The following is a 20,497-nucleotide window of genomic DNA, read 5'->3' on the forward strand; positions in this document are numbered from 1 at the left end:
AATCGAGATCGACTCGCATGAGCGCATGCTGCTCGACGCGCTGGTGAAACTCAAGGCGCTCGACGAAACGCTGTCGTTCCGCCGTTCGTGCCGCGAAGGCGTGTGCGGTTCGGACGCGATGAACATCAACGGCAAGAACGGTCTGGCGTGTCTGACGAACCTGAACGACCTGCCGCAGAAGATCGTGCTGCGTCCGCTGCCGGGGCTGCCGGTGGTGCGCGACCTGATCTGCGACTTCACGCAGTTCTTCAACCAGTATCACTCGATCAAGCCGTACCTGATCAACGACACGCCGCCGCCGGAGAAGGAGCGTCTGCAGTCGCCGGAAGAGCGCGACGAGCTCGACGGTCTGTACGAGTGCATTCTGTGCGCGAGCTGCTCGACGTCGTGCCCGAGCTTCTGGTGGAATCCGGACAAGTTCGTGGGTCCGGCGGGTCTGCTGCAGGCTTATCGTTTTATCGCGGATAGCCGTGATGAGGCGACCGGCGAACGTTTGGATAATCTGGAAGACCCGTACCGTCTGTTCCGTTGCCACACGATCATGAACTGCGTCGACGTCTGCCCGAAGGGGCTCAACCCGACCAAGGCGATCGGCAAGATCAAGGAATTGATGGTTCGCCGTACTGTCTAGAGTGAAGTGAATAACCCACGCTTCGTGTCGTTGGCTGCCCGAAAGAGCGGTCGGAGCGCCGCGGAGCGACCCGGCAAGTATTGACATGAACGATGCATCGCATCAGTCCGATCCTCTCCGCCGCGCGCGTCTTCGCTGGCGCGCGCGGCGGGGCCTGCTGGAAAACGATCTGATCTTTGAACGTTTTTTCAGCCGATATGAGCATGACCTCAGCGATGCCGATGTGGGCGCACTTACGCGCCTGCTCGAGCTGAGCGATAACGACCTGATGGACTTGCTTCTCGCGCGCAAGGAACCTGAAGGCGAGCTTGCCGACCCCGATGTGATTCGGGTCCTGGAGCTGCTGCGCAACGCTTGAGCGCCGCGAGTGCGTTGTTCCAGGCGTGCAATTATCGAAACCCTGTTTACATACTTCGATTGAGGATGTGCTATGACCCCGTCAGATGTTAAAGCCACGCTATCGTTCAGCGACAATTCGCCGAGCGTTGAAATGCCGATTTACAAGGGCACTCTCGGCCCGGACGTGATCGACATCCGCAAGCTGTACGGCCAGACCGGCAAGTTCACGTACGACCCGGGCTTCATGTCGACGGCGGCGTGCAATTCGGCGATCACCTACATCGACGGCGATAAGGGCGAACTGCTGTACCGCGGCTACGCGATCGACAACCTCGCGCAAAACGCCGACTTCCTCGAAACGTGCTATCTGCTGCTGAAGGGCGAACTGCCCAACACGGAGCAGAAGGCCGAGTTCGTGAAGACCGTCACGAATCACACGATGGTGCATGAGCAAATGCACTTCTTCTTCCGTGGTTTCCGTCGCGACGCGCACCCGATGGCGATTCTGGTTGCCGCAGTCGGCGCGCTGTCGGCGTTCTATCACGACTCGCTGGACATCAACAATCCGCGTCACCGTGAAGTGTCGGCCATTCGCATGATCGCAAAGCTGCCGACGCTGGTCGCGATGGCGTACAAGTACAGCATCGGCCAGCCGTTCGCGTATCCGCGCAACAACCTGTCGTACAGCGCGAACTTCATGCATATGATGTTCTCGAACCCGTGCGAGGAGTACGAGGTCAACGACGTGCTGGTGCGCGCGCTCGACCGTATCCTGATCCTGCACGCTGACCACGAACAGAATGCGTCGACGTCGACCGTGCGTCTCGCCGGTTCGTCGGGCGCGAATCCGTTCGCGTGTATCGCAGCGGGCATCGCCTGCTTGTGGGGCCCGGCGCACGGCGGCGCGAACGAAGCAGCGCTGAACATGCTGGAAGAAATCGGCTCGGTCGACAACATTCCTGAGTTCATCAAGCAGGTGAAGGACAAGAACTCGGGCGTGAAGCTGATGGGCTTCGGTCACCGCGTCTACAAGAACTACGATCCGCGCGCGAAGCTGATGCGCGAAACCTGCCACGAAGTGCTGAACGAACTGGGCCTGCACGACGACCCGCTGTTCAAGCTCGCCATGGCACTGGAAAAGATCGCGCTGGAAGACGAATACTTCGTGTCGCGCAAGCTGTACCCGAACGTCGACTTCTACTCGGGCATCGTGCAGCGCGCGCTGGGCATTCCGACGTCGATGTTCACGTGTATCTTCGCGATGGCGCGTACGGTCGGCTGGATTGCGCAGTGGAACGAAATGATCGCCGATCCTGAGCAGAAGATTGGCCGTCCGCGTCAGTTGTTCATCGGCGATACGCCGCGTGAAGCGAAGCCGATCGGGCAACGCTGAGCGGTTGAGTCTGCCTGGCCTGCTACGGGCTTGAGTGGGCTTCAACGTTTGAGATAGAAAACGCCCCAACGGGTACACCGTTGGGGCGTTTCCGTTTTCGACGCGTATTGCGATGGGTGTTGCGTGCGGCGAGCCGTTCGTCCTGGAAGCTCATTCGCGCCGCTGCCGCCTTCCCGATCTCTCGAGCGAAGGCGGACGCATCTGCAAATTATGCGGCGTCGCGGCTGCGTCTTTCGCGGTCCGGCCATGCGTCTCGAAGAAGCGTCGATACGCGCTCGGCGTCATGCCGCGCGCGGACAGAAACTGTCGATTGAAATTGGCCAGATTCGCAAAGCCGGCCTTCGCTGCGATCAGCGCGATGGGCCATGTCGTGTCCGTCAGTTGACGCGTCGCGTAGCCGATCCGCAGACGGTTCAGATAGCGCCCGACGCTTTCGCCGAGATGCCGCACGAAGTAGCGGTGCAACGAGCGCTCGGACAGGTTCGCTACCTCGCACAGTTCGGTGATCCGCAGCGGCTCGTGAAAGCGCCGGTCGAGCAGATCGAGGACGCGGTTCAGCCGCTCGGCTTCGGACGCGCTTGCGCCCGGCGTGACGGTAACGCCTCCGACGGGGCGACGCGTTCTTGATTCTGCTTCACCTCCCGCTCCCGCCTCGACGGAATCGGCCGGTCGGCCCGCCCCGGCAAATCGCACGGCGCTATACGTTGACGCACCGCCTCGCTTCGTTGCACTCCGATACGCCGCCGGCGACGCCAACGGCTCCGAAGTGCCTTCCGCAAGCCGCGCGAGCACGTCGAGCACAGCGCCAAGCCGCACGCGCGGCGACGGGTCCAGCAACGCCTCCATTCGTTCGCGCATCGACGCAGCGGCCTCGCTCGGAAAGCGCAGCCCCGGCGCGGCGCGCCGCAGCAGCGTGCGCAGCGACGCGAACTCCGGGCAGCAGTCCGCGATTCGCCGCGCCCAGTCGCCGCTGAACCACACGACGATCGCCACCTGAGGCGCGCTTGCGTCGATCGGCGCCGTCGACGCCCACGTATGCGGCATGTCGGGCGGCACGAGCACGAGATCGTCGCCGCTGTAGTCCGCGATGTGGTCGCCGATAAAACGGCGGCCGCGGCTATTCATCGTCAGCGTGAGTTCGTATTCCGGGTGGTGGTGCCACTCGAACGGTATCTGCGCGAGCTGCCGATGGTAGACGCGGATCGAGCAGCCGTCCGGAATGGTGACGCGTTCGTATTGAGGTTTCACGATAGGCAGCCTGGCCGCACTGGGGAGCCGGAAACGGCGGCGAATGTCTGGATTGTATCGGTATGTGGCCGTAAAGCATGCTTGGCGATGGCCGAACATCCTTAATCTGCAGGAAGGCCGTAGCACACAGATCATCTCAAGGAGACAAAACCATGCCGCTCGTCATCGACAATCTTCCCGAGGCTATTCGCAGCACCAAGCGCACGTTGCGCGCCGCGCTGCCGAACCACAAGCAAGTGTTCGAGCAGGTGGAAGGCGCGATCCGCCAGCAGATCGACGCGATTCACCGCGACCGCGCGCAGGGGCGCGATGCGATTCCCGTGTTCGATTATTCGTCGATTGTGTCCGGCGCTGTCGATCAGGCGACGATCGCCAGCATCAAAACGCGCGGCGCATGCGTCGTGCGCGGCGTTTTCGACCGGCAGCAAGCAAGCGACTGGAACGACGAAATCGCCGAATATGTGCAGCGTAACGACCTCGACGCCAAGCTGGCGCATCGCGCGGAAGACAAGTATTTCGGCAACCTCGCGTCGAGCAAGCCGCAGATTTACGGCGTCTACTGGTCGAAGCCGCAAACGGCCGCGCGCCAGTCGCCACAGCTAACTAATACGCGCGTGTTCCTGAACCGCCTGTGGACGTCGGAGAGCGAAGGCCGGCGGCACTTCGATCCCGAGCGCGTGCCGGTGTACGCGGACCGGATTCGTCGCCGGCCGCCGGGTTCCGAGTCGCTCGGTTTGTCGCCGCATGTGGATGGCGGCTCGGTCGAGCGCTGGCTCGACACGAATTTTCAGCAGGTTTATCGGCATGTGCTGTCAGGCAACTGGCGCGCGTATGACCCGTTCGACGCCGCGTATCGGCCGGACGTGCAGGAAATTCCGTCGCCGGCCGTGTGTTCGATGTTCCGCACTTTCCAGGGCTGGACTGCGCTAACGCCGCAAGGCCCCGGCGACGGCACATTGCAATTGATCCCGATCGCCAACGCGATGGCTTACGTGATTCTGCGAGCATTGCAGGACGACGTTCCCGACGACGAACTATGCGGCGCTCACCCCGCCCGCGCGCTGTCGATCAAACCTGAATGGCACGGCCTGCTGCTCGAAGCAGTCACGCCGATTCCGCACATGCAGCCGGGCGACGCGGTGTTCTGGCACAGCGACGTCGTGCATTCCGTCGAAGACGCGCATCGCGGCAGCGGCTACAGCAACGTGATGTACATCGCTTCGGCGCCGTGGTGCGCGAAAAACGAGGCCTACCTGAAGCGTCAGTTGCCGAGCTTCTTGCGCGGCGAAAGTCCGCCCGACTTTCCCGCCGACCACTTCGAAACGGACTTCGCCGGCCGCGCTCAGGAAAGCGATTTGACGCCGCTTGGCCGCGCGCAACTCGGCTTCGATCTTTCGCGCTAAAGCATCGGATGCCCGCCGGCGACGACTCGGTTTATTCGCTTGCAGACCAGAGCCGACTCCGGGCGGGCGCGTCGCGTCACCGCCAGGCGCTCATGCCCGGCGCCGCACGATTCCATAAATGACCAGCAGCACGATCGCCCCAATCACCGACGCCACCCAGCCTGCCGGCTGCCCCGGCTGATACCAGCCCAGCGCACGTCCGACGTAGCCCGCAATCAGCGAGCCGGCAACACCGAGGATGATGGTCATGATGAGACCCATGCGGTCGTCGCCTGGCTTCAGCGCGCGCGCAATCAATCCGACGACCAGCCCTACGATCACTGTACCAATGAAGGAAAACATGCTGACCTCCCAAAGAGTGTGAGTACTTCAGTCTTCTTTACTACGAGCTGCCGCTTTCCCGGCGACGCTTTTCGGAGCATACGCGAGACGCGGGATAGGACCAAAAAAGGCGCATTGGTTTGTGCATCGCGTGCGCCGTCGCAACAATCGCGCCCAGGTCCAGGCGCGACTAGGACGTTCGGGAATGTCCCGCACTTGCCGTTGAGCACTGCATTGGACTGTCGGTGATGCGGGTATCGATTGTCGGCTCGACCTGGCCGCGCGATAGGCGAATTGCGTTCGAGCCCGACGGCGTGGAAATCATCGCGGAACCAGGAGCCGCCGCCGCAACGTCGGACGAAGCGCTTAGCGCTGCTGTCCCTCAGCGCGCCAACTCGTCCGTCTCGTCCGCAGCGTAGATGATCTGCGTGCCGTTATCGCCGAGCCACTTTGCGAAGTCCTCGGTCAGGCCCCCGTCGGTGACAAGATAGTCGATCCTGTCCATCGCCCCGAACGCCGCGAACTCGCGTTTTCCGAACTTGCCCGAGTCGGCGAGAAGGTAGACGGTCTTTGCCGCATCGATCATCGCCCGCTTAACGTGCAGGTCGATGAAGTCGGGGTACGAAATACCGGATTCTTTCGACACACCACCGGCAGCCAGAAACAGCTTGTCGACGAACATGCCCTGGAAAAAGGCCGACGCCTTTTCTCCCGAGACCGCAATGGTTTCCGGCTTGAATTCGCCGCCCGTCAGCATGATCCGGTTGGTAGGCTCCGCGCCGAGAATGATCGCGATGTTGAGCGCATTCGTCACGATCCGCAGGTTCTGACGATCAAGAAGATTTTTCGCAAGTTCGGTCGTCGTCGCACCGCAATCCAGAATGATGGAGTCGCCGTTCTTGACGAGGCTCGCCGCCATCCGTCCGATCAGCGCTTTTTCCGGACTTGTGGGAAGGATGTTGGCCCGATCGACAAAATGGCGCCTCGGACCCGCCTCCGACGTGACCAGGCGGACGTTGCCGTGCACGCGTTCAACGCGGCCCTGCTTCTGCAGCTCATCAATGTCTTTTCGAATAGTTGGCATCGAAACGCCAAACTCGCTGGAAAGCTCGGAAAGCTTTACCAGCCTGGCGGCCTGCACTTTCTCAAAGATCTTCTCTGTTCTTGTCCGTTGGTCCATTTGCTCATCCCGCAAAGCGTCGGTGCGGCTTCACAACACCCGTCGATATTGTGCCCTAAACGGCAGCAGTATGGCCCGGCCAGGGGTTTTCCCGCTTTCCATCTATTTCTCTTTGACTTTCTAAAGAAAGTAACAGAAACTGAATCTCAAGCAAACGGGAAGTTCGGGAGTTGGGAATGGAAAACCCCTACAAGCAGTCTGGCGACGCCCTACATCGGCGGGCGCAGGAAATCCGTAAAAAAATCTGCGTGATGAATTCCGCTGCGAAGAGCGGCCATACGGGCGGCGACATGTCCGAGGCCGATGTGCTCGCGGCCCTGTACTTCCATGTGCTCCGCTACGAGGTTCAGTCGGACCGCACCGTCAAATGGCACGACGAATTCATCCTCAGCAAAGGACACGGCGTAGGCGGCCTCTATTCCTGTTTTGCCGAACTCGGCTGGCTGGCTGACGAAGAACTTCTCACGTATCTCAAGGACGGTTCGCGTCTGCCGGGACATCCGGTCAGGCAAAAGCTGCCGTCGCTGGTGACAGTCAACACGGGCGGGCTCGGACACGGCTTCCCGATCGCGGCAGGGCTCGCGATGGCTAAGCGGCGTCATGCCGCTAACACGCAAGGCTCGGTCGGCCGCGTTTTCGTTCTCACAGGCGACGGCGAACTGGAAGAGGGTTCGAACTGGGAAGCCGCAATGGCGGCGGCGCATTTCGAACTGGCCAATCTCGTGGTGATCGTCGACCGCAACCGGCTGCAACTGGCGGACTTCACCCACAACATCATGGACATGGACCCGCTCGACGAAAAATTCCGGGCCTTCGGCTTCGAAGTGCACGACGTCAACGGCAATCAGGCCGACGCCATCTGGAAACTGATCGAAAGTCTGGACTACGAAAACGGGAAGCCGAAAGTCCTCATCGCTCATACGATCAAGGGCCGCGGCGTGTCGTTCATGGAGAACGTGCCGGCATGGCATCACAAGGTCCCGGACGAAACGCAACTGAAGCAGGCATTGGAGGAACTGGACCATGCGTGAGTACGCCGATTTGCGGGACGGTGCGGTCAGCGCGCTCGGACGGTTGACGGCCGAAGGCCGCGACATTGTCGTGATGGTCGCGGACTCCACGTCCACGTCGAAGATCAGCCCGTTTCTCGAGACGTACCCCGAACGGGTCATCAATGTCGGCATCGCGGAACAGAACATGGTCGGTATGGCCGCGGGCCTGGCCCTGGGCGGCCATGTCGTCTTCACGGCCAACGCGGCGCCGTTCCTCGTGGCTCGCGCTAACGAGCAGGTGAAGAACGACGTCTGCTATAGCGCAACAAACGTGAAGATGCTGGGCCTGAACGCCGGTGTCGCGTACGGCCCGCTGGCCTCGACGCACCATGCCATCGACGACATATCCATCATGAGCGGATTCGGCAACGTGCAGATTCTTGCGCCGTGCGACGGGATCGAAGTCGTGCAGATGATCGAATACGCCGCGGCCGTCGAAGGTCCCGTATATATCCGGCTCGATAACGCGAAGTTCCCGATCGTTCACGAGGCGAGCTACCGTTTCGAGCCTGGTCGCCCGGACGTGGTGATCGAGGGCAGCCGCGTCGCGGTGATTGCGTTGGGCTCCGTGGTCGGCGAGGCGCTCGAAGCGTGCGAGTCGCTGAAGGCAGAGCATGGCATTGCGCCGACGCTCGTCAACCTCTCTTCGATCAGGCCGCTCGATGCCGATGCGCTCGCAAAAATCATTGCGGCTCATGACTCGATTGTCACCGTTGAGGAACATTCGCTTCATGGCGGCATCGGCGCGCTTACCGCTGTGCTGATGGCTCGGCGTCAACTCTCGAAACCGCTGACCATGCTCGGCATCACCGAAGGCGAATTCGCAAACTACGGTACGCGCAAAGGCATCCGGCGCCATTACGGAATCGACGCGGCAGGTATCGCCGACGCAATTCGCGCCCAGTGCGCGCATTGAACGTATAGCAAAGACCTCAAGGAGACACTGGAATGGCAATTCAGTACGACATGTCGCTGCGTCATGGCGTCGACTTCGACTTCCGGCTCGACGGCAAGGTCGCCGTCGTCACGGGTGGTCTGGGCGGTATCGCGATGGCGACGAACGCAGCGCTTATCGCTAAGGGTGCCCGCGTTGCGATCTTCTATCCGAGTTTCGAAGAGCCGCGCGTGCAGGCCGCGATCGAAGAACTCGGGGCCACTAACGCCCGCGCGTTTCCATGCGACGTCGCTAACGAGGCCGACGTCGAAAAGGCAATGAAGGCTGCGCTCGGCCACTTCGGCGATCTTCATCTGCTCGTCAATGCTGCCGGCTGCATCACGCTGACGGCAGCCGAAGACATCGGTGTCGACGAGTGGCAACAGCAGATCGGCGTGAACCTCACGGGTCCGTTCCTGTGCGCGAAGCATTTCGCGCGGCATGTTCTCGCGAGCGGCCACGGAGGCAAGATCGTCAATATTGCTTCGCAGGCTGCAACCGTGGCGATCGACAAGCATTGTGCGTACACGTCGGCCAAAGCCGGGTTGATCGGTATGACGAAAGTGCTGGCGAAAGAATGGGCGTTGCGCGGAATAACAGTGAATACCGTTTCGCCGACCGTTGTACTGACGCCGATGGGCGCAGCCGCTTGGGAGGGCGAAAAGGGCGAAGCGATGAAGAAGCTAATACCCGTCGGACGCTTTGCGTACACGGATGAGATTGCCGCGGCCATTCTGTTTCTGCTCTCGAATGGAGCGGACATGATCACCGGCGCTGACATCATGATCGATGGGGGATACACCATCTGCTGATGCAGTTCGAGCGCAGCCGGTCCGAGGCTGCAACACGTTAAGAAAGAGATCAATCTGGAGACAAAAAATGCTGAAGAAGATCGCACTTGTTGCTGCCGTCGCTGCTTCGTTCGCAGCGGTTCATTCCGTCGATGCACTCGCCGCTTCGAAAGGAACCATCGCCATTCTGGTGAACGCGCTCGACAATCCGTATTACGCCGCCGAAGCCAGGGGCGCCGACACCGAGGCGAAGAAGCTTGGCTACGACACCATCGTGCTGTCGCACGGCGAGGATGTGAACAAGCAGAATGAACTGGTCAATCTGGTGATCGGCAAAGGCGTGAAGGGGATCATTCTCGACAATGCGGATTCGAACAGTAGCGTCGCCACGGTTCGCACCGCGCAGGAAAAGAAGGTGCCGGTCGTGCTGATCAACCGCGAGATCCCGAAGGATGGCATTGCCATCGCACAACTGAGCCACAACAATCTGCAGGCGGGTACCGAAGTCGCGCAGAAGTTCGTGGAAGCGATCGGCGAAAAGGGCGAATATGTGGAGCTCACCTGCAATCAGGCAGACAAGAATTGTGTGACCCGTTCGCAGGCTTTCCACCAGGTGCTTGACCAGTATCCGGACCTCAAGATGGTTGCGCGTCAGGATGCGAAGGGCGCGCTGCTGCCCGGCAAGCAGGCAATGGACTCGATCCTGCAGGAACATCCGAACATCAAGGGCGTGATCTGCGGCAACGGGCCCGTGGCCCTCGGCGCGATTGCGTCGCTCGAGTCCGCCGGCAAGAAAGACGTTGTCGTGATGGGTATCGACGGCAGTAATGACGAGCGCGATTCGCTGATGCAGGGCAAGTTGAAGGCAAGCGTCATGTTGCAGGCGCAAGGCCTTGCGATTCACGGCGTCGACCTGCTCAACAAGTACATCACGACGGGCAAGACCGGCGAACCGGAGCGCCAGCTCACGCGCGGCATCCTGATCACGAAGGACAACGCGTCGCACGTCAAAGACTTCTACTACAACAAGTAAGCGCGCCAGCTTTTCAAGTAGGCGGGTGCGGCCGGCGCTGCACCTGTTGACGTGTCGTCAGGAGAGGTTGTCATGGTTTTTTCCCCATCTGTAGCCAGGTTCGCGCTGGTGGTCGTCGCTCTCGTTTCAGTTGCCGGGTGTCACGTCGTGACGGATACCGAGCTGGCCCAGATTCGCAGTCAGGGCCAGCATCAAGGCCCGGACCCGGAAAAGATCCTGAATGAACAACTGATTCCGTATGCGGACAAGAATGCCAGGCCCGCTGCACAGGTGATCGGCGCTGCCGGTCAGAACTTCGATAACGCCTGCAAGGAGTACGGCTTTCGCCAAAGCGCGGCTTTCCCATGCAACTTCTGGATACGCGTGCAGGGCAAGGTTATCAAGGTCGACACTTCGTCGCGCGTTGGGAAGGTATTCGTCGATGTCACGCCCGCTTCGGGCGGCGAGCCCGTCCATGTCGCACTCGAGACGGGGCCGGTCGTGATCGGTACTGGCGTGCGCGACGGATTCCCCGGCGTCAAGTACAGCGACTTCGACGATCAGACGCGTTTCGCCGTATTCGGACAGGACCTGAACAAGCTGGTGGTCGCGCGAGCGCAAAAGTCGCTCAAGCCTAAAGTGGGCGACACGGTCGACGTAGCCGCGGTATTCAGCAGCTGGAGCGAACCGACGGGCGAAATCCGCGCAATTCCGGTGACATGGAAATGAACCAACCGCACACCATGAATCCCGCCAACGTGATCGAGACGCGCGGACTGTCGAAAGTCTATCCGGGCACCGCTGCGTTGGTCGAAGTCGACTACAAGGTGCGACGCGGCAAGGTCAATGTGTTGATCGGCGAAAACGGCGCCGGCAAATCGACGCTGATGAAGCTGCTCGCCGGTGCCGAGACGCCGACATCGGGAGAGATATGGGTCGATGAAAAGATTGCCCACATCACGGACGTGCGTACCGCCGAAAAGCACGGCATCGGCATCATCTTCCAGGAATTGAACCTCTTTCCCGATATGACCGTGGCGGAGAACATCTTCGCCGGGAACGAGTTGACGAGTTCCGGCGTAATCCGCACGAAGGACGAGAACCATCAGGCGAAAGTACTGCTTAACCGTCTGCAGATTCCAATCGACCCGCGCATGCGACTGGGCGATCTCTACGTCGGGCAACAGCAACTGGTCGAAATTGCAAAGGCGCTCTCCAAGCACATCAAGGTGCTCATCATGGACGAGCCGACTTCCGCGCTCTCGAAGACGGAAGTCGAGATTCTCTTCAAGATCATTGCGCAGCTCAAGGAAGAGGGCGTCACCGTCATTTACATCTCGCATCGTCTCGAGGAAATCATGGCGATCGGGGATTGCATTACGGTATTGCGTAATGGGCGCCTCGTCGCAGAAGACGACATCGCGAATATCGACATTCCCTGGATCATCGAAGCGATGGTCGGATCGTCGAAGAAGCGTTTCGCATTCGAGCAGCACGCAATCGGCGAGGAAGTCCTGAAGGTCAAGGACCTTGCGCTGAAGCGCTCGAATGGCATCTACGCGGTTGACCATGTTTCGTTTTCCGTCAGGGCCGGAGAAGTCATTGGAATTTACGGCTTGATGGGCGCCGGCCGCACTGAACTGCTCGAGTCTTTACTCGGCGCGCAGCCGCTGGCTCTCGGCGAAATAGAACTCGCCGGCAAGGCAATCGAAGATCTGCCAATTCCGAAACGGATCGAGGCGGGCATTGCGCTCGTACCCGAAGACAGACAGAAGCAGGGGATGGTGCAGCTCATGTCGATCCTCGAAAACATGACGCTGTCCAGTCTGTCCAGATTCACTCGCCGTCTCGCGTTCGGTGCACTGCGACGCGACCGGCAGCTCTCTGCGTCCAACGATATCGTCAAGCGCCTCGCAATCAAGGCGTCGTCGGTGGATGCGCCGATCACGTCGCTGTCGGGCGGAAACATGCAGAAGGTGGTGATCGGCAAGGCATTGCTGACGTCGCCGAAAGTACTGCTGATGGACGAGCCGACGCGGGGAATCGACGTGGGTGCAAAAGAGGACGTGTACAAGACGATCAGCGTGCTCGCGCAGTCTGGCATTGCAGTCGTGTATGCGACCTCGGAACTGGACGAGGCAATGGCTGTTTCCAATCGGGTCTTCGTGATGGCCAGCGGCAAGCTGACGGCGATCATGGAACGTGCACAGTTTGACAGCGAGCGCATCGTGCGCGCGTCAACGCCCGCGACAGCCGTAGTGTGAAGCACCTTGAGGTGGAAACCATGACTACTCAGAACAGCAGCACTCCTTCGATTCAACCGGTTCACGGCAAGCACAACCGGCAATCCGCTTACATGGCTTCGCGCATGGCGGTGAACCTGCTCAAGCTGCGAATCTTCATTGCGCTCTTTGCGATCATTATCGTGTTCTCGCTTGCAACCGAGAACTTCCTGTCGACAAGCAACATGCTGATCATGGCGAAACACGTGACTATCGTCGCGATTCTGTCGATCGGCATGACGCTCGTGATTCTGACGGGCGGCATCGACCTGTCCGTGGGTTCCATTGTCGGAATAAGCGGGATGGCGGCGGGCTATCTTCTGCTCGAAGGCGTGAAGATCGGTCATCACGTCGTGTTCTTCAACCCGTGGGGCGTGACGCTGATTGCATGCGCGCTGGGCGCGATCATCGGTGCGGTGAATGGTTATCTGATAACGGCGCTCAATGTCGCACCGTTCATTGCAACCCTCGGCATGCTGTATGTCGTACGCGGCGCAGCACTGCTCGTGAATAACGGCAGCACGTTCGCCGATCTCGGAGGCAATCCGGCTCTGGGCAATACGGGCTTCGAATTCCTCGGCAACGGCACAATTCTCGGCCTTTCCATGCCCGTGTGGATTCTCGTGATTCTTGCTGCCATCACCATTTTTGTTGCGAAGCGTACGCCGCTTGGCCGGCGCATCTATGCGATCGGCGGCAACGAGCAGGCGGCGCGCTTCTCGGGAATCCGCACCAACCGCGTGAAGCTGTTCGTGTACATGTTCTCGGGATTCTGTGCGGCGATCGTCGGACTGGTGATCACTGCGCAGTTGCAGACCGCTCACCCATTGACCGGCCAGACGTTCGAGCTGAACGCGATTGCCGCGGTCGTATTGGGAGGAACTGCGTTGATGGGTGGCCGCGGTACGGTCTTCGGTTCGGTCGTCGGCGCCTGTGTGATCAGCATTCTCGGCGACGGCATGGTGATGTGCGGCATCAGCGATTTCTGGCAGATGGTGATCAAGGGCCTCGTGATCATCTTCGCTGTCGTCATCGATCAGTTGCAGCAGCGCCTGCAAAGCCGCATGGTTTCGCTCACCGCGTGAGCGTCACGAGTTGAGCCGTCTTCTGGAAAGCAACATGCAATATGTTCTGGCAATCGATCAGGGCACGAGCGGTACGAAAGCACTCGTGTTCGATGCGGAAGGGCAGGTGCACGCTCGCGGTTTCGTGGCCGTACCGTGCACGCATCCGCGCAACGCATTCGTCGAGCAGGACCCGCAGCTGATTTATGAGTCGGTACTGCAAGCGGTTTCCATTTGCCTCGGTGAATTCAAAGGCGACCGGAAAGAGATAGCAGGTGTCGGCATCTCGAATCAGCGTGAGACGGTCGTGCTGTGGGATGACGAAGGTCGCCCGATCGTTCCGGCAGTGTCGTGGCAGTGCCAACGTTCTCTCGCGATATGCGAGCGTCTAAAGCAGGAAGGCAGGGCACAGGTCATTGCAGAGAAGACGGGACTATTGATCGACCCGTACTTTTCGGGAACGAAGCTCATCTGGCTTAACGAAAACGATGAGCGGGTGCGCGCGCATATCGCCGCCGGCACCGCTCGCTTCGGCACGGTCGATAGCTGGCTTCTGTACCGTTTGACAAACGGCGACGTGTATCGCACCGATTACACGAACGCGTCGCGAACCATGCTGTTCAATCTTGCAGGACTTGAATGGGATCGCGAACTGCTCGCCGATTTCGGTTTGCAGAAACTGCGGCTGCCTGAACTGCGCCCGTCGGCATCCGATTTCGGCGCGAGCGATTTCAACGGCATTTTCGATCGACCCATCCCGATCGTATCGATGATCGGCGATTCTCATGCGGCGGCCGTTGGCGAAGGCTGCCTCAGTCCCGGATTTGCCAAGGCAACAATGGGAACGGGCTCGTCGATCATGATGAACGTGGGTGGCAAGCCGTTGCCCGCGGACCACGGTCTCGTGTCGACGCTTTGCTTTGCCACCGAACAGCGGGTGGATTACGCGCTGGAAGGCATCGTCATTAGTGCCGGGTCAACGCCTTCGTTCCTCAAGGAAAAACTGCGCATCGTAAAGGATTTCGCGGAAGCGGAAGAGGCGTTCACGGAATATGACAACGGCGGCGTGTTTCTTATTCCGGCTTTTTCGGGAATCGGTTGCCCGCACTGGAAATATCCAGGCGGCGCGCAGATCGTCGGGCTGAATTTCTCGACGTCCTGGCAAAACGTCGTGCGCGCAGCTTATGAATCGATCGTCTATCAGATCAGGGACGTGATCGCAGTCATGGAGCGCGCTGCCGACGTCCCGTTGCGCGAACTCTTTCTCGACGGAGGACTGGTTCAACGGCCATTCCTTCTTCAATACCTGGCGGACACATTGAACCGGCCGGTGAGCACGCTGACGCTGAGCGAGATATCCGCTGCGGGCGCAGCAGCGCTTGCCGCGTTGAAGCTCGGGTTAATCAACTCGCTCGATGCCTATCGCGAGACTCGCGTGGTGGCACGACGCGTCGAACCAGGGCCAGGCGTCGAAGCGGCTGCAAGAAATCACGAGCAATGGTTGCAATGGATACGACGGCTTTAAGCTCCGTCGATTAGTGGAGATCGGCATATGGCATTCCAGCAGCGTTTCGAAAACAAGGTGGTGGTTGTCACTGGCGGCAGCCGGGGTATCGGATTGGGCATTGCCAGGCGCTTTGCGCAGGAGGGCGCGAAAGTGTGCGTGTCGGCGAATGAAAAAGCCGTGCACGACGCTGCCGCGCAGCTACGCGATTCCGGCTTCGAGGCCCTCGCCGTGCAAACCGATGTCACGAGCAAGGAACAGGTTGTCGCGCTCTACGAGGAAGTGGCGGCCACGCTAGGTGAGGTTGATGTTTCAGTCCAGAACGCGGGCGTCATTACGATCGCGAAGCTGGAAGATCTGACCGAGAAGGAATGGGACAACGTACTTGCGGTGAACACCAAAGGCGTTTTTCTGTGTTGCCAGGAAGCGGCGAGACGGATGCTGCGTGCCGGGAAAGCGGGCCGTCTGATCAATACGGCGTCGGGACAGGCCAGACAAGGTTTCGTCTATACCCCGCACTATGCAGCCAGCAAGTTTGGCGTTCTGGGCATCACGCAGAGCCTCGCGAAAGAACTGGCGCCCACGGGCATCACAGTGAACGCGTTCTGCCCCGGCATCATCGCGACTGACATGTGGTCGTATAACGACGAAGCGTGGGGCAAGCTGCTGGGCAATTACAAGCCTGGCGAACTCATGGCCGAGTGGGTCGAGAACATTCCCATGAAGCGTGCGGGTAGCGACAAGGATGTAGCAGGTCTGGTCGCGTTCCTGGCGTCCGATGACGCGTCATACATCACGGGGCAGACCGTGAACGTCGATGGCGGAATGTTCATGTCCTGAGGCCGCGTTCGCAGGTCGCGAGACACGTTGCCTCGCGACTTTCTATCGGACTCGGTCCGCGAGTCTCAGGCGGTCTGCAATAGCGAAAGCTTATTCACTGTGTCGCCGCAAGCGCGCGCCACTTCTGCGCCCTTCACGACGAAGTGCTCAGTGAAGAACTTCACATGCTCTTCGCCGTGGTGGAAGTGGTGCGGCGTCAGCACAGCAGAGAACACAGGAACACCTGTTTCGAGTTGAACCTGCATCAAGCCTGAAATGACCGCTTGAGCGACGAATTCATGGCGATAGATGCCCCCGTCGACAACAAGTCCGGCCGCAACGATGCCAGCGTATCGACCGCTCTGTGCCAGCCGTTTTGCGTGCAGCGGGATTTCGAACGCTCCGGGTACTTCATAAAGATCGATGTCGCCGCTCGCATAACCAAAGTCTTCGATGACCTTAAGGAAAGAGGTTTTGCATTGGTCGACGATGTCGCGGTGCCAGCACGCCTAGACAAAAGCGATGCGACCGCGGTTGCTGCCGGAAACGAATGCTGCTTGTGCTTCGATCGAGTGAGATGTGTTCATGGAGTTCAGCCTGTTTTGTGTGAACAGGGCGAAGAACAGCCGTCTCCCGCCAGTGCGGGCATTGTGGCTGTTCTGTTCTCTTTCATCCGGACTATACCGTCGGCCCCGGAATCCAACCGGGTCTGCTGACCTCTGTTATCGCAGCAATATCGAAACAGAGCGCTCGCGGGCTACGTCTGCAAAAGACGATTACCGCCGGTGGGGAATCGCACCCCGCCCCGAGAACGTGTTCTTGAAGAACGGTGCGTAAATTACCACGTATCCGGCAAATCTGCTGCGCCACCCGCACCACATTTCACTGCGTGCCTGCCTGAAATTGTTGCCCTCCAGGCAACATGGTGTACGCATTCGCGATGCTACTGGCGCTCGTCCTCGCTGACTACTATCTGTCACACGCTCCTTCGAAATGCAGGCAATACGGAGCGCGTGACACTCGTAGTCGTGCTCGTGAACCGCGTCGCGCGGTGCAGTGCGGCTCACCCCACTTAATCAATTGGACTATTGAACATGAGCGAAACAACTCGCAATATGCGGCCGGTTATCGCCAACGTCGGCAAAGAAGGGTCAGGCGAACTCGTGTCTTCCCGCTACGGCGTGCGCGTGGGCGACGTTGACGTCGTGCTGATCAGCGATGGCGTTCTGCCGCTGCCCACCTCCACCATGTCGACTAACGTGAGCGAAGCTGACCGCAACGAATGGTTCGATGGTCGTTTCCTGCAGCGCGATATGTTCGACTGGGCGCTAAATATTGCGCTCGTGCGCAGCGGCGACCGCCTGATTCTGATCGACTCGGGCGTGGGCGACGGTTTCGAATACTTCACGCGCGCCGGCCGCTCGGTAATGCGCCTGGAGTCGGCGGGTATCGACTTGGCTGCGATTACCGACATCGTGATCACGCATATGCATATGGACCACGTCGGCGGCCTGAACGTTGCCGGCGTCAGGGCCAAGCTGCGCCCGGACGTGCGCATTCACGTGTCGGCGAAGGAAGTAGAGTTCTGGAAAAATCCGGACTTCAGCAGGACGGTGATGCCGGAAACTGTTCCTCCGGCGCTACGCAAGGCTGCTGCGACGTTCGCGGAACTCTACCGCGAAAACATCGTGCAGTTCGATCAGACCGTGGAAGTTGCCAAGGGCGTGTCGGCGCGCGTGACGGGTGGACACACGCCGGGGCATTGCGTCGTGGACGTCGCATCGAACGGCGAAAAACTGACGTTCGTGGGCGACGCGATTTTCGAGGTCAACTTCGACCATCCCGACTGGCAAAACGGCTTCGAGCACGATCCTGAATTGGCTGCGGACGTGCGTATCGCGCTACTCAATGAAGCCGCTGAAACCGGCGCTCTGCTGGCCGCAGCGCACGTCGCGTTCCCATCCATCGGTCACGTTGCGAAGACGGACAACGGCTTCCATTTTGTGCCGGTGGTGTGGGACTACTGATCGGTGCCCGACGATCAACCATCGCCGTATAGATTGCACTGACGTTTGTCAGAAAACCGCCACGAGCGCACAAGGCTCACGGCGGTTTTTTGCAAACGGTCACTTGCCCTGGTGTGACCGCGGCAGATCAATGCGGTGCCGTTGATACCGGTTGCACGCATCTTTCATCCTTCAACGGAGCGCATCATGAGAGTGAAGAGTTTGTTGCCCGCAATTTTATGCACGTCGATGGCGCTGGCGGTCATCCCCGCGATAGCCGGCGCCGAGCCGTTCACGATCAGGGTCGACGACCTGCGTGACGGGCACTTTTCGAACGAGCAGGTGTACGGAGGTTTTGGCTGTCACGGTAACAACGTTTCGCCGCGCATTTCATGGGCTCACGTTCCGCGCGGCACGAAGAGCATTGTCGTGACCATCTTCGACCCTGATGCGCCGACTGGCGGGCTCGGCTGGACGCATTGGGAGATCGCCAATATTCCACCTTCCGAGTCGTCGCTCGAAAAAGGCGCTTCCGGCAATTCGAAGCTCTTGCCGGCAGGCGCCATTGAGACGTTGACGGACTTCGGCGAATCCAGATACGGCGGACCGTGTCCGCCTAAAGGGGAATCGCATCGATATGTCGTGACGGCGTCTGCTCTCGACGTGGCGCAGATCGATGTCGCCCCGGCGGCGAGTCCCGCAGTCGTCGCCTATCAGATGCATGGGAAAGTCATTGCTCAGGCGAAGTATGTCGCCAGATATCATCGCGCGTCGACTAACGATTAACGATTGACGCGTGCAAGAACCAGGATATCGGCAACCGTTCCTGGCAGCTCGGCTGCCGGTGGGACGGTTGCTGCATTTCAGATGCAAATCCTTTGCACGCCGTTCAATTGCACGATGCGTCGCTTATCGAGCGCAGGCTGATTGAGTTGTTCTCGTGCATAGATTCTTTCCGAAGCTGCGAGCCGATAACGAGGCAAGTCGTCCGGTCCGGGCTGGATGTGCAGCATGTGCTTTGCAACCAGACCTTCAACTACGTCTATCGCATTCGAAAGATCGCCCGTTCGGTTCGTTCCGTTCGCCACCGCCGCGAGAACGGCATCGAGCGTTGCGGGCTGTTCAAACGACGACAACCGGCGGAAAGCGGACCTCTCCTCGTCCGACAGCAGCGCGTAACTCCATCCAATCGATGCGGCGAGACTCCGATGCCTCGCAGGCGCATTGCGGCATCCCTGCCATTGAAGACGTGAGCGGGTTCCGAGCAGCGTCATGGTGCCGGCCAGTCCAAACGTCGCGACGCGCGCCGCAGCAAGTTCGATTGCAAGCGCGACGCCTTCCAGTTCGCGGCACATCTCCGAAATGGCTGCATAGCTCTTGCTGGTCTGCGGGAATCTCGCGCCCGCTTCCAGAGCGCGTTGAATGAATACCTGCACGGCGGGATAAGTATGCGCATGTTCGATCGAAATCACCTCAGGTCCCGGCGGGACTTCGAGCGCAGGCAGGCGGCAGACGTGTTCGTATTTCACTCGTAGCGCCTCGCGACTTGTCAGCACGAAATAGGTCGCGGATGAGACCGCGAGGATTTGCGTTGTGAGGGACGTCACCTCGTCGATGACATGCTCGCAGTTGTCCAGAATGATCAGCGCGCGCCGGGTGCAAAGATAATTGGCGATGCATGCGACGGGTATGTGGTGAAGATCGCCTAACCCAAGCAGACGAGCGAGCGTGAGCGCTACCGTATCGCCATGAGTAACTTCGCTCAAATCGGCGACGTGGATCTCCGAAGGAAACACTCCGGACAGTCTCTTCGCGAGAGCAATGGCGACTGTCGTTTTGCCGATGCCTCCAGGTCCCACAATAGATATGAGCCGATGTCTGCTCAAGTCGGACGCAAGCGTTCGCAAGACCTCGTCGCGACCTTGCGGGCAGGCGGCTCCTGGTGTGAAGTCGCCGGAATGTACTCGGGAAGACGGTTCAGCAAACAACGAACTGGATTCGACAACGATCCGTTCACGCGTAAGCTGACCAACAAAGCAGTAGCCGATGCCCTGAACGTTTTTAATGTAGCGCGCACCGTCCTCGCCGTCGCCCAGTGCTTTGCGTAATCCAGCAATGTTCACGCGCAGGTTGCTTTCGTCCACGACGATATTCCGCCACGCATGCGACATCAACATGCGCCGCTCCACGACCTGTCCGGCGTTCTGAATAAGCGCAATAAGAATATCCAGCGCGCGGCTGCCTATTTGCACGAATGAACCTGACCGTTCGAGACGCCTCTCCGCCGGAAACAGCGTGAACGGCCCAAATGATATGGCCTCGCCGTAGTCCTGCCGGTCGGTATTTGTCACCACGCCGGAACGCAAAAAATCTTCCTTGGCATTCATCTTCTCAGCAGACTCCGGATTGCGCGATTCAGGTGCATTGGAATAGACCCATACCACGGTCTCTCCGCGGCGAAACATTGCGTCACAAGCAATCCTAGTTGCGCCGCCCAGAACATGGAAGACGCCGGCGG

The 20,497-nt window shown here is 59.7% G+C and carries 19 protein-coding genes, 1 pseudogene and 1 riboswitch; of the genes and pseudogenes, 15 read left to right on the forward strand and 5 right to left on the reverse strand.

Features of this window, described 5'->3' with window-relative positions:
- The 3 genes from P0D87_RS27665 to gltA all read left to right on the forward strand — a co-directional run.
- The coding region (locus P0D87_RS27665; protein WP_408637086.1) for a succinate dehydrogenase iron-sulfur subunit at window positions 1-631 on the forward strand (631 nt) is incomplete at its 5' end.
- 85 nt (window positions 632-716) lie between these two features.
- Window positions 717-989, forward strand: a complete 273-nt coding sequence (locus tag P0D87_RS27670; protein ID WP_006047561.1) for an FAD assembly factor SdhE — start codon at window positions 717-719, stop codon at window positions 987-989.
- 72 nt (window positions 990-1,061) lie between these two features.
- Window positions 1,062-2,363 (forward strand): citrate synthase, encoded by a 1,302-nt coding sequence (gene gltA, locus P0D87_RS27675; protein ID WP_006047562.1) that lies wholly within the window; start codon window positions 1,062-1,064, stop codon window positions 2,361-2,363.
- Window positions 2,364-2,513: 150 nt separating this feature from the next.
- Here the strand turns inward: gltA and P0D87_RS27680 are convergent, their stop codons facing one another.
- Window positions 2,514-3,611, reverse strand: coding sequence for an AraC family transcriptional regulator (locus P0D87_RS27680; RefSeq protein ID WP_053859715.1), 1,098 nt, complete (start codon window positions 3,609-3,611; stop codon window positions 2,514-2,516).
- A 152-nt stretch (window positions 3,612-3,763) separates the two neighbouring features.
- On the opposite strand from P0D87_RS27680, the gene P0D87_RS27685 reads away from it, so the two are divergent.
- Complete coding sequence (locus tag P0D87_RS27685; RefSeq protein WP_053859714.1) at window positions 3,764-5,014, forward strand: DUF1479 domain-containing protein; 1,251 nt, start codon at window positions 3,764-3,766, stop codon at window positions 5,012-5,014.
- A gap of 90 nt (window positions 5,015-5,104) precedes the next feature.
- Here P0D87_RS27685 and P0D87_RS27690 read toward each other — a convergent pair whose 3' ends face one another.
- The gene (locus P0D87_RS27690; RefSeq protein WP_006047565.1) at window positions 5,105-5,356 is read right to left on the reverse strand and encodes a GlsB/YeaQ/YmgE family stress response membrane protein; all 252 of its coding nucleotides are present in this window, start codon (window positions 5,354-5,356) and stop codon (window positions 5,105-5,107) included.
- Window positions 5,357-5,717: 361 nt separating this feature from the next.
- Window positions 5,718-6,515 carry a DeoR/GlpR family DNA-binding transcription regulator gene (locus P0D87_RS27695; RefSeq protein WP_053859713.1) on the reverse strand — a complete coding sequence of 266 codons (798 nt, stop codon included), beginning with the start codon at window positions 6,513-6,515 and terminating at the stop codon, window positions 5,718-5,720.
- 176 nt (window positions 6,516-6,691) lie between these two features.
- Between P0D87_RS27695 and P0D87_RS27700 the strand changes: the two genes are divergently transcribed.
- From P0D87_RS27700 to P0D87_RS27740, 9 genes are all read left to right on the forward strand, one after another.
- Entirely contained in the window at window positions 6,692-7,546 is an 855-nt protein-coding gene (locus P0D87_RS27700) for a transketolase (protein ID WP_053859712.1), read from the forward strand.
- Complete coding sequence (locus tag P0D87_RS27705) at window positions 7,539-8,483, forward strand: transketolase family protein (protein ID WP_029971834.1); 945 nt, start codon at window positions 7,539-7,541, stop codon at window positions 8,481-8,483. The genes P0D87_RS27700 and P0D87_RS27705 overlap by 8 nt, the downstream gene beginning before the upstream one ends.
- A 32-nt stretch (window positions 8,484-8,515) precedes the next feature.
- On the forward strand, window positions 8,516-9,313 hold the full coding sequence (locus tag P0D87_RS27710; RefSeq protein ID WP_053859711.1) for a GolD/DthD family dehydrogenase: 798 nt from the start codon (window positions 8,516-8,518) through the stop codon (window positions 9,311-9,313).
- Between the two features lie 67 nt (window positions 9,314-9,380).
- Window positions 9,381-10,325: a D-ribose ABC transporter substrate-binding protein gene (locus tag P0D87_RS27715; protein WP_006047570.1), complete on the forward strand. Its 945-nt coding sequence runs from the start codon at window positions 9,381-9,383 to the stop codon at window positions 10,323-10,325.
- Window positions 10,326-10,397: 72 nt separating this feature from the next.
- Complete coding sequence (locus P0D87_RS27720) at window positions 10,398-11,033, forward strand: DUF2291 family protein (RefSeq protein ID WP_082367132.1); 636 nt, start codon at window positions 10,398-10,400, stop codon at window positions 11,031-11,033.
- The gene (locus P0D87_RS27725; RefSeq protein ID WP_082367130.1) at window positions 11,030-12,568 is read left to right on the forward strand and encodes a sugar ABC transporter ATP-binding protein; all 1,539 of its coding nucleotides are present in this window, start codon (window positions 11,030-11,032) and stop codon (window positions 12,566-12,568) included. The genes P0D87_RS27720 and P0D87_RS27725 overlap by 4 nt, the downstream gene beginning before the upstream one ends.
- A 20-nt stretch (window positions 12,569-12,588) precedes the next feature.
- Window positions 12,589-13,671, forward strand: a complete 1,083-nt coding sequence (locus P0D87_RS27730; RefSeq protein ID WP_006047573.1) for an ABC transporter permease — start codon at window positions 12,589-12,591, stop codon at window positions 13,669-13,671.
- 34 nt (window positions 13,672-13,705) lie between these two features.
- The gene (locus P0D87_RS27735; protein ID WP_053859709.1) at window positions 13,706-15,175 is read left to right on the forward strand and encodes an FGGY-family carbohydrate kinase; all 1,470 of its coding nucleotides are present in this window, start codon (window positions 13,706-13,708) and stop codon (window positions 15,173-15,175) included.
- Window positions 15,176-15,202: 27 nt separating this feature from the next.
- Window positions 15,203-15,994, forward strand: a complete 792-nt coding sequence (locus P0D87_RS27740) for a glucose 1-dehydrogenase (RefSeq protein WP_171800694.1) — start codon at window positions 15,203-15,205, stop codon at window positions 15,992-15,994.
- 65 nt (window positions 15,995-16,059) lie between these two features.
- On the opposite strand, the pseudogene P0D87_RS27745 reads toward P0D87_RS27740, so the two are convergent.
- Window positions 16,060-16,560 (reverse strand): annotated as a pseudogene (locus P0D87_RS27745) (6,7-dimethyl-8-ribityllumazine synthase).
- Window positions 16,561-16,630: 70 nt separating this feature from the next.
- Window positions 16,631-16,790, reverse strand: a riboswitch (FMN riboswitch).
- Between the two features lie 277 nt (window positions 16,791-17,067).
- Here P0D87_RS27745 and P0D87_RS27750 point away from each other — a divergent pair.
- Both P0D87_RS27750 and P0D87_RS27755 read left to right on the forward strand, forming a co-directional pair.
- A complete protein-coding gene (locus P0D87_RS27750; RefSeq protein ID WP_053859706.1) occupies window positions 17,068-18,000 on the forward strand; it encodes an MBL fold metallo-hydrolase in 933 nt (310 codons plus the stop codon).
- A 186-nt stretch (window positions 18,001-18,186) separates the two neighbouring features.
- Window positions 18,187-18,765, forward strand: a complete 579-nt coding sequence (locus P0D87_RS27755) for a YbhB/YbcL family Raf kinase inhibitor-like protein (RefSeq protein WP_029971842.1) — start codon at window positions 18,187-18,189, stop codon at window positions 18,763-18,765.
- A 77-nt stretch (window positions 18,766-18,842) separates the two neighbouring features.
- Here the strand turns inward: P0D87_RS27755 and P0D87_RS27760 are convergent, their stop codons facing one another.
- On the reverse strand, window positions 18,843-20,423 hold the full coding sequence (locus P0D87_RS27760; RefSeq protein WP_321175875.1) for an ATP-binding protein: 1,581 nt from the start codon (window positions 20,421-20,423) through the stop codon (window positions 18,843-18,845).
- Window positions 20,424-20,497 lie beyond the last annotated feature (74 nt).

The organism is Paraburkholderia sp. RL17-368-BIF-A (assembly GCF_046054045.1).
GTDB lineage: Bacteria > Pseudomonadota > Gammaproteobacteria > Burkholderiales > Burkholderiaceae > Paraburkholderia > Paraburkholderia graminis.

Coding starts and splice junctions, on each gene's coding strand:
- P0D87_RS27735 (WP_053859709.1), top strand. CDS start 13,706: ATGCAATATGTTCTGGCAATCGATCAGGGCACGAGCGGTACGAAAGCA.
- gltA (WP_006047562.1), top strand. CDS start 1,062: ATGACCCCGTCAGATGTTAAAGCCACGCTATCGTTCAGCGACAATTCG.
- P0D87_RS27720 (WP_082367132.1), top strand. CDS start 10,398: ATGGTTTTTTCCCCATCTGTAGCCAGGTTCGCGCTGGTGGTCGTCGCT.
- P0D87_RS27685 (WP_053859714.1), top strand. CDS start 3,764: ATGCCGCTCGTCATCGACAATCTTCCCGAGGCTATTCGCAGCACCAAG.
- P0D87_RS27755 (WP_029971842.1), top strand. CDS start 18,187: ATGAGAGTGAAGAGTTTGTTGCCCGCAATTTTATGCACGTCGATGGCG.
- P0D87_RS27710 (WP_053859711.1), top strand. CDS start 8,516: ATGGCAATTCAGTACGACATGTCGCTGCGTCATGGCGTCGACTTCGAC.
- P0D87_RS27740 (WP_171800694.1), top strand. CDS start 15,203: ATGGCATTCCAGCAGCGTTTCGAAAACAAGGTGGTGGTTGTCACTGGC.
- P0D87_RS27750 (WP_053859706.1), top strand. CDS start 17,068: ATGAGCGAAACAACTCGCAATATGCGGCCGGTTATCGCCAACGTCGGC.
- P0D87_RS27730 (WP_006047573.1), top strand. CDS start 12,589: ATGACTACTCAGAACAGCAGCACTCCTTCGATTCAACCGGTTCACGGC.
- P0D87_RS27705 (WP_029971834.1), top strand. CDS start 7,539: ATGCGTGAGTACGCCGATTTGCGGGACGGTGCGGTCAGCGCGCTCGGA.
- P0D87_RS27715 (WP_006047570.1), top strand. CDS start 9,381: ATGCTGAAGAAGATCGCACTTGTTGCTGCCGTCGCTGCTTCGTTCGCA.
- P0D87_RS27690 (WP_006047565.1), bottom strand. CDS start 5,356: ATGTTTTCCTTCATTGGTACAGTGATCGTAGGGCTGGTCGTCGGATTG.
- P0D87_RS27700 (WP_053859712.1), top strand. CDS start 6,692: ATGGAAAACCCCTACAAGCAGTCTGGCGACGCCCTACATCGGCGGGCG.
- P0D87_RS27725 (WP_082367130.1), top strand. CDS start 11,030: ATGAACCAACCGCACACCATGAATCCCGCCAACGTGATCGAGACGCGC.
- P0D87_RS27670 (WP_006047561.1), top strand. CDS start 717: ATGAACGATGCATCGCATCAGTCCGATCCTCTCCGCCGCGCGCGTCTT.
- P0D87_RS27695 (WP_053859713.1), bottom strand. CDS start 6,515: ATGGACCAACGGACAAGAACAGAGAAGATCTTTGAGAAAGTGCAGGCC.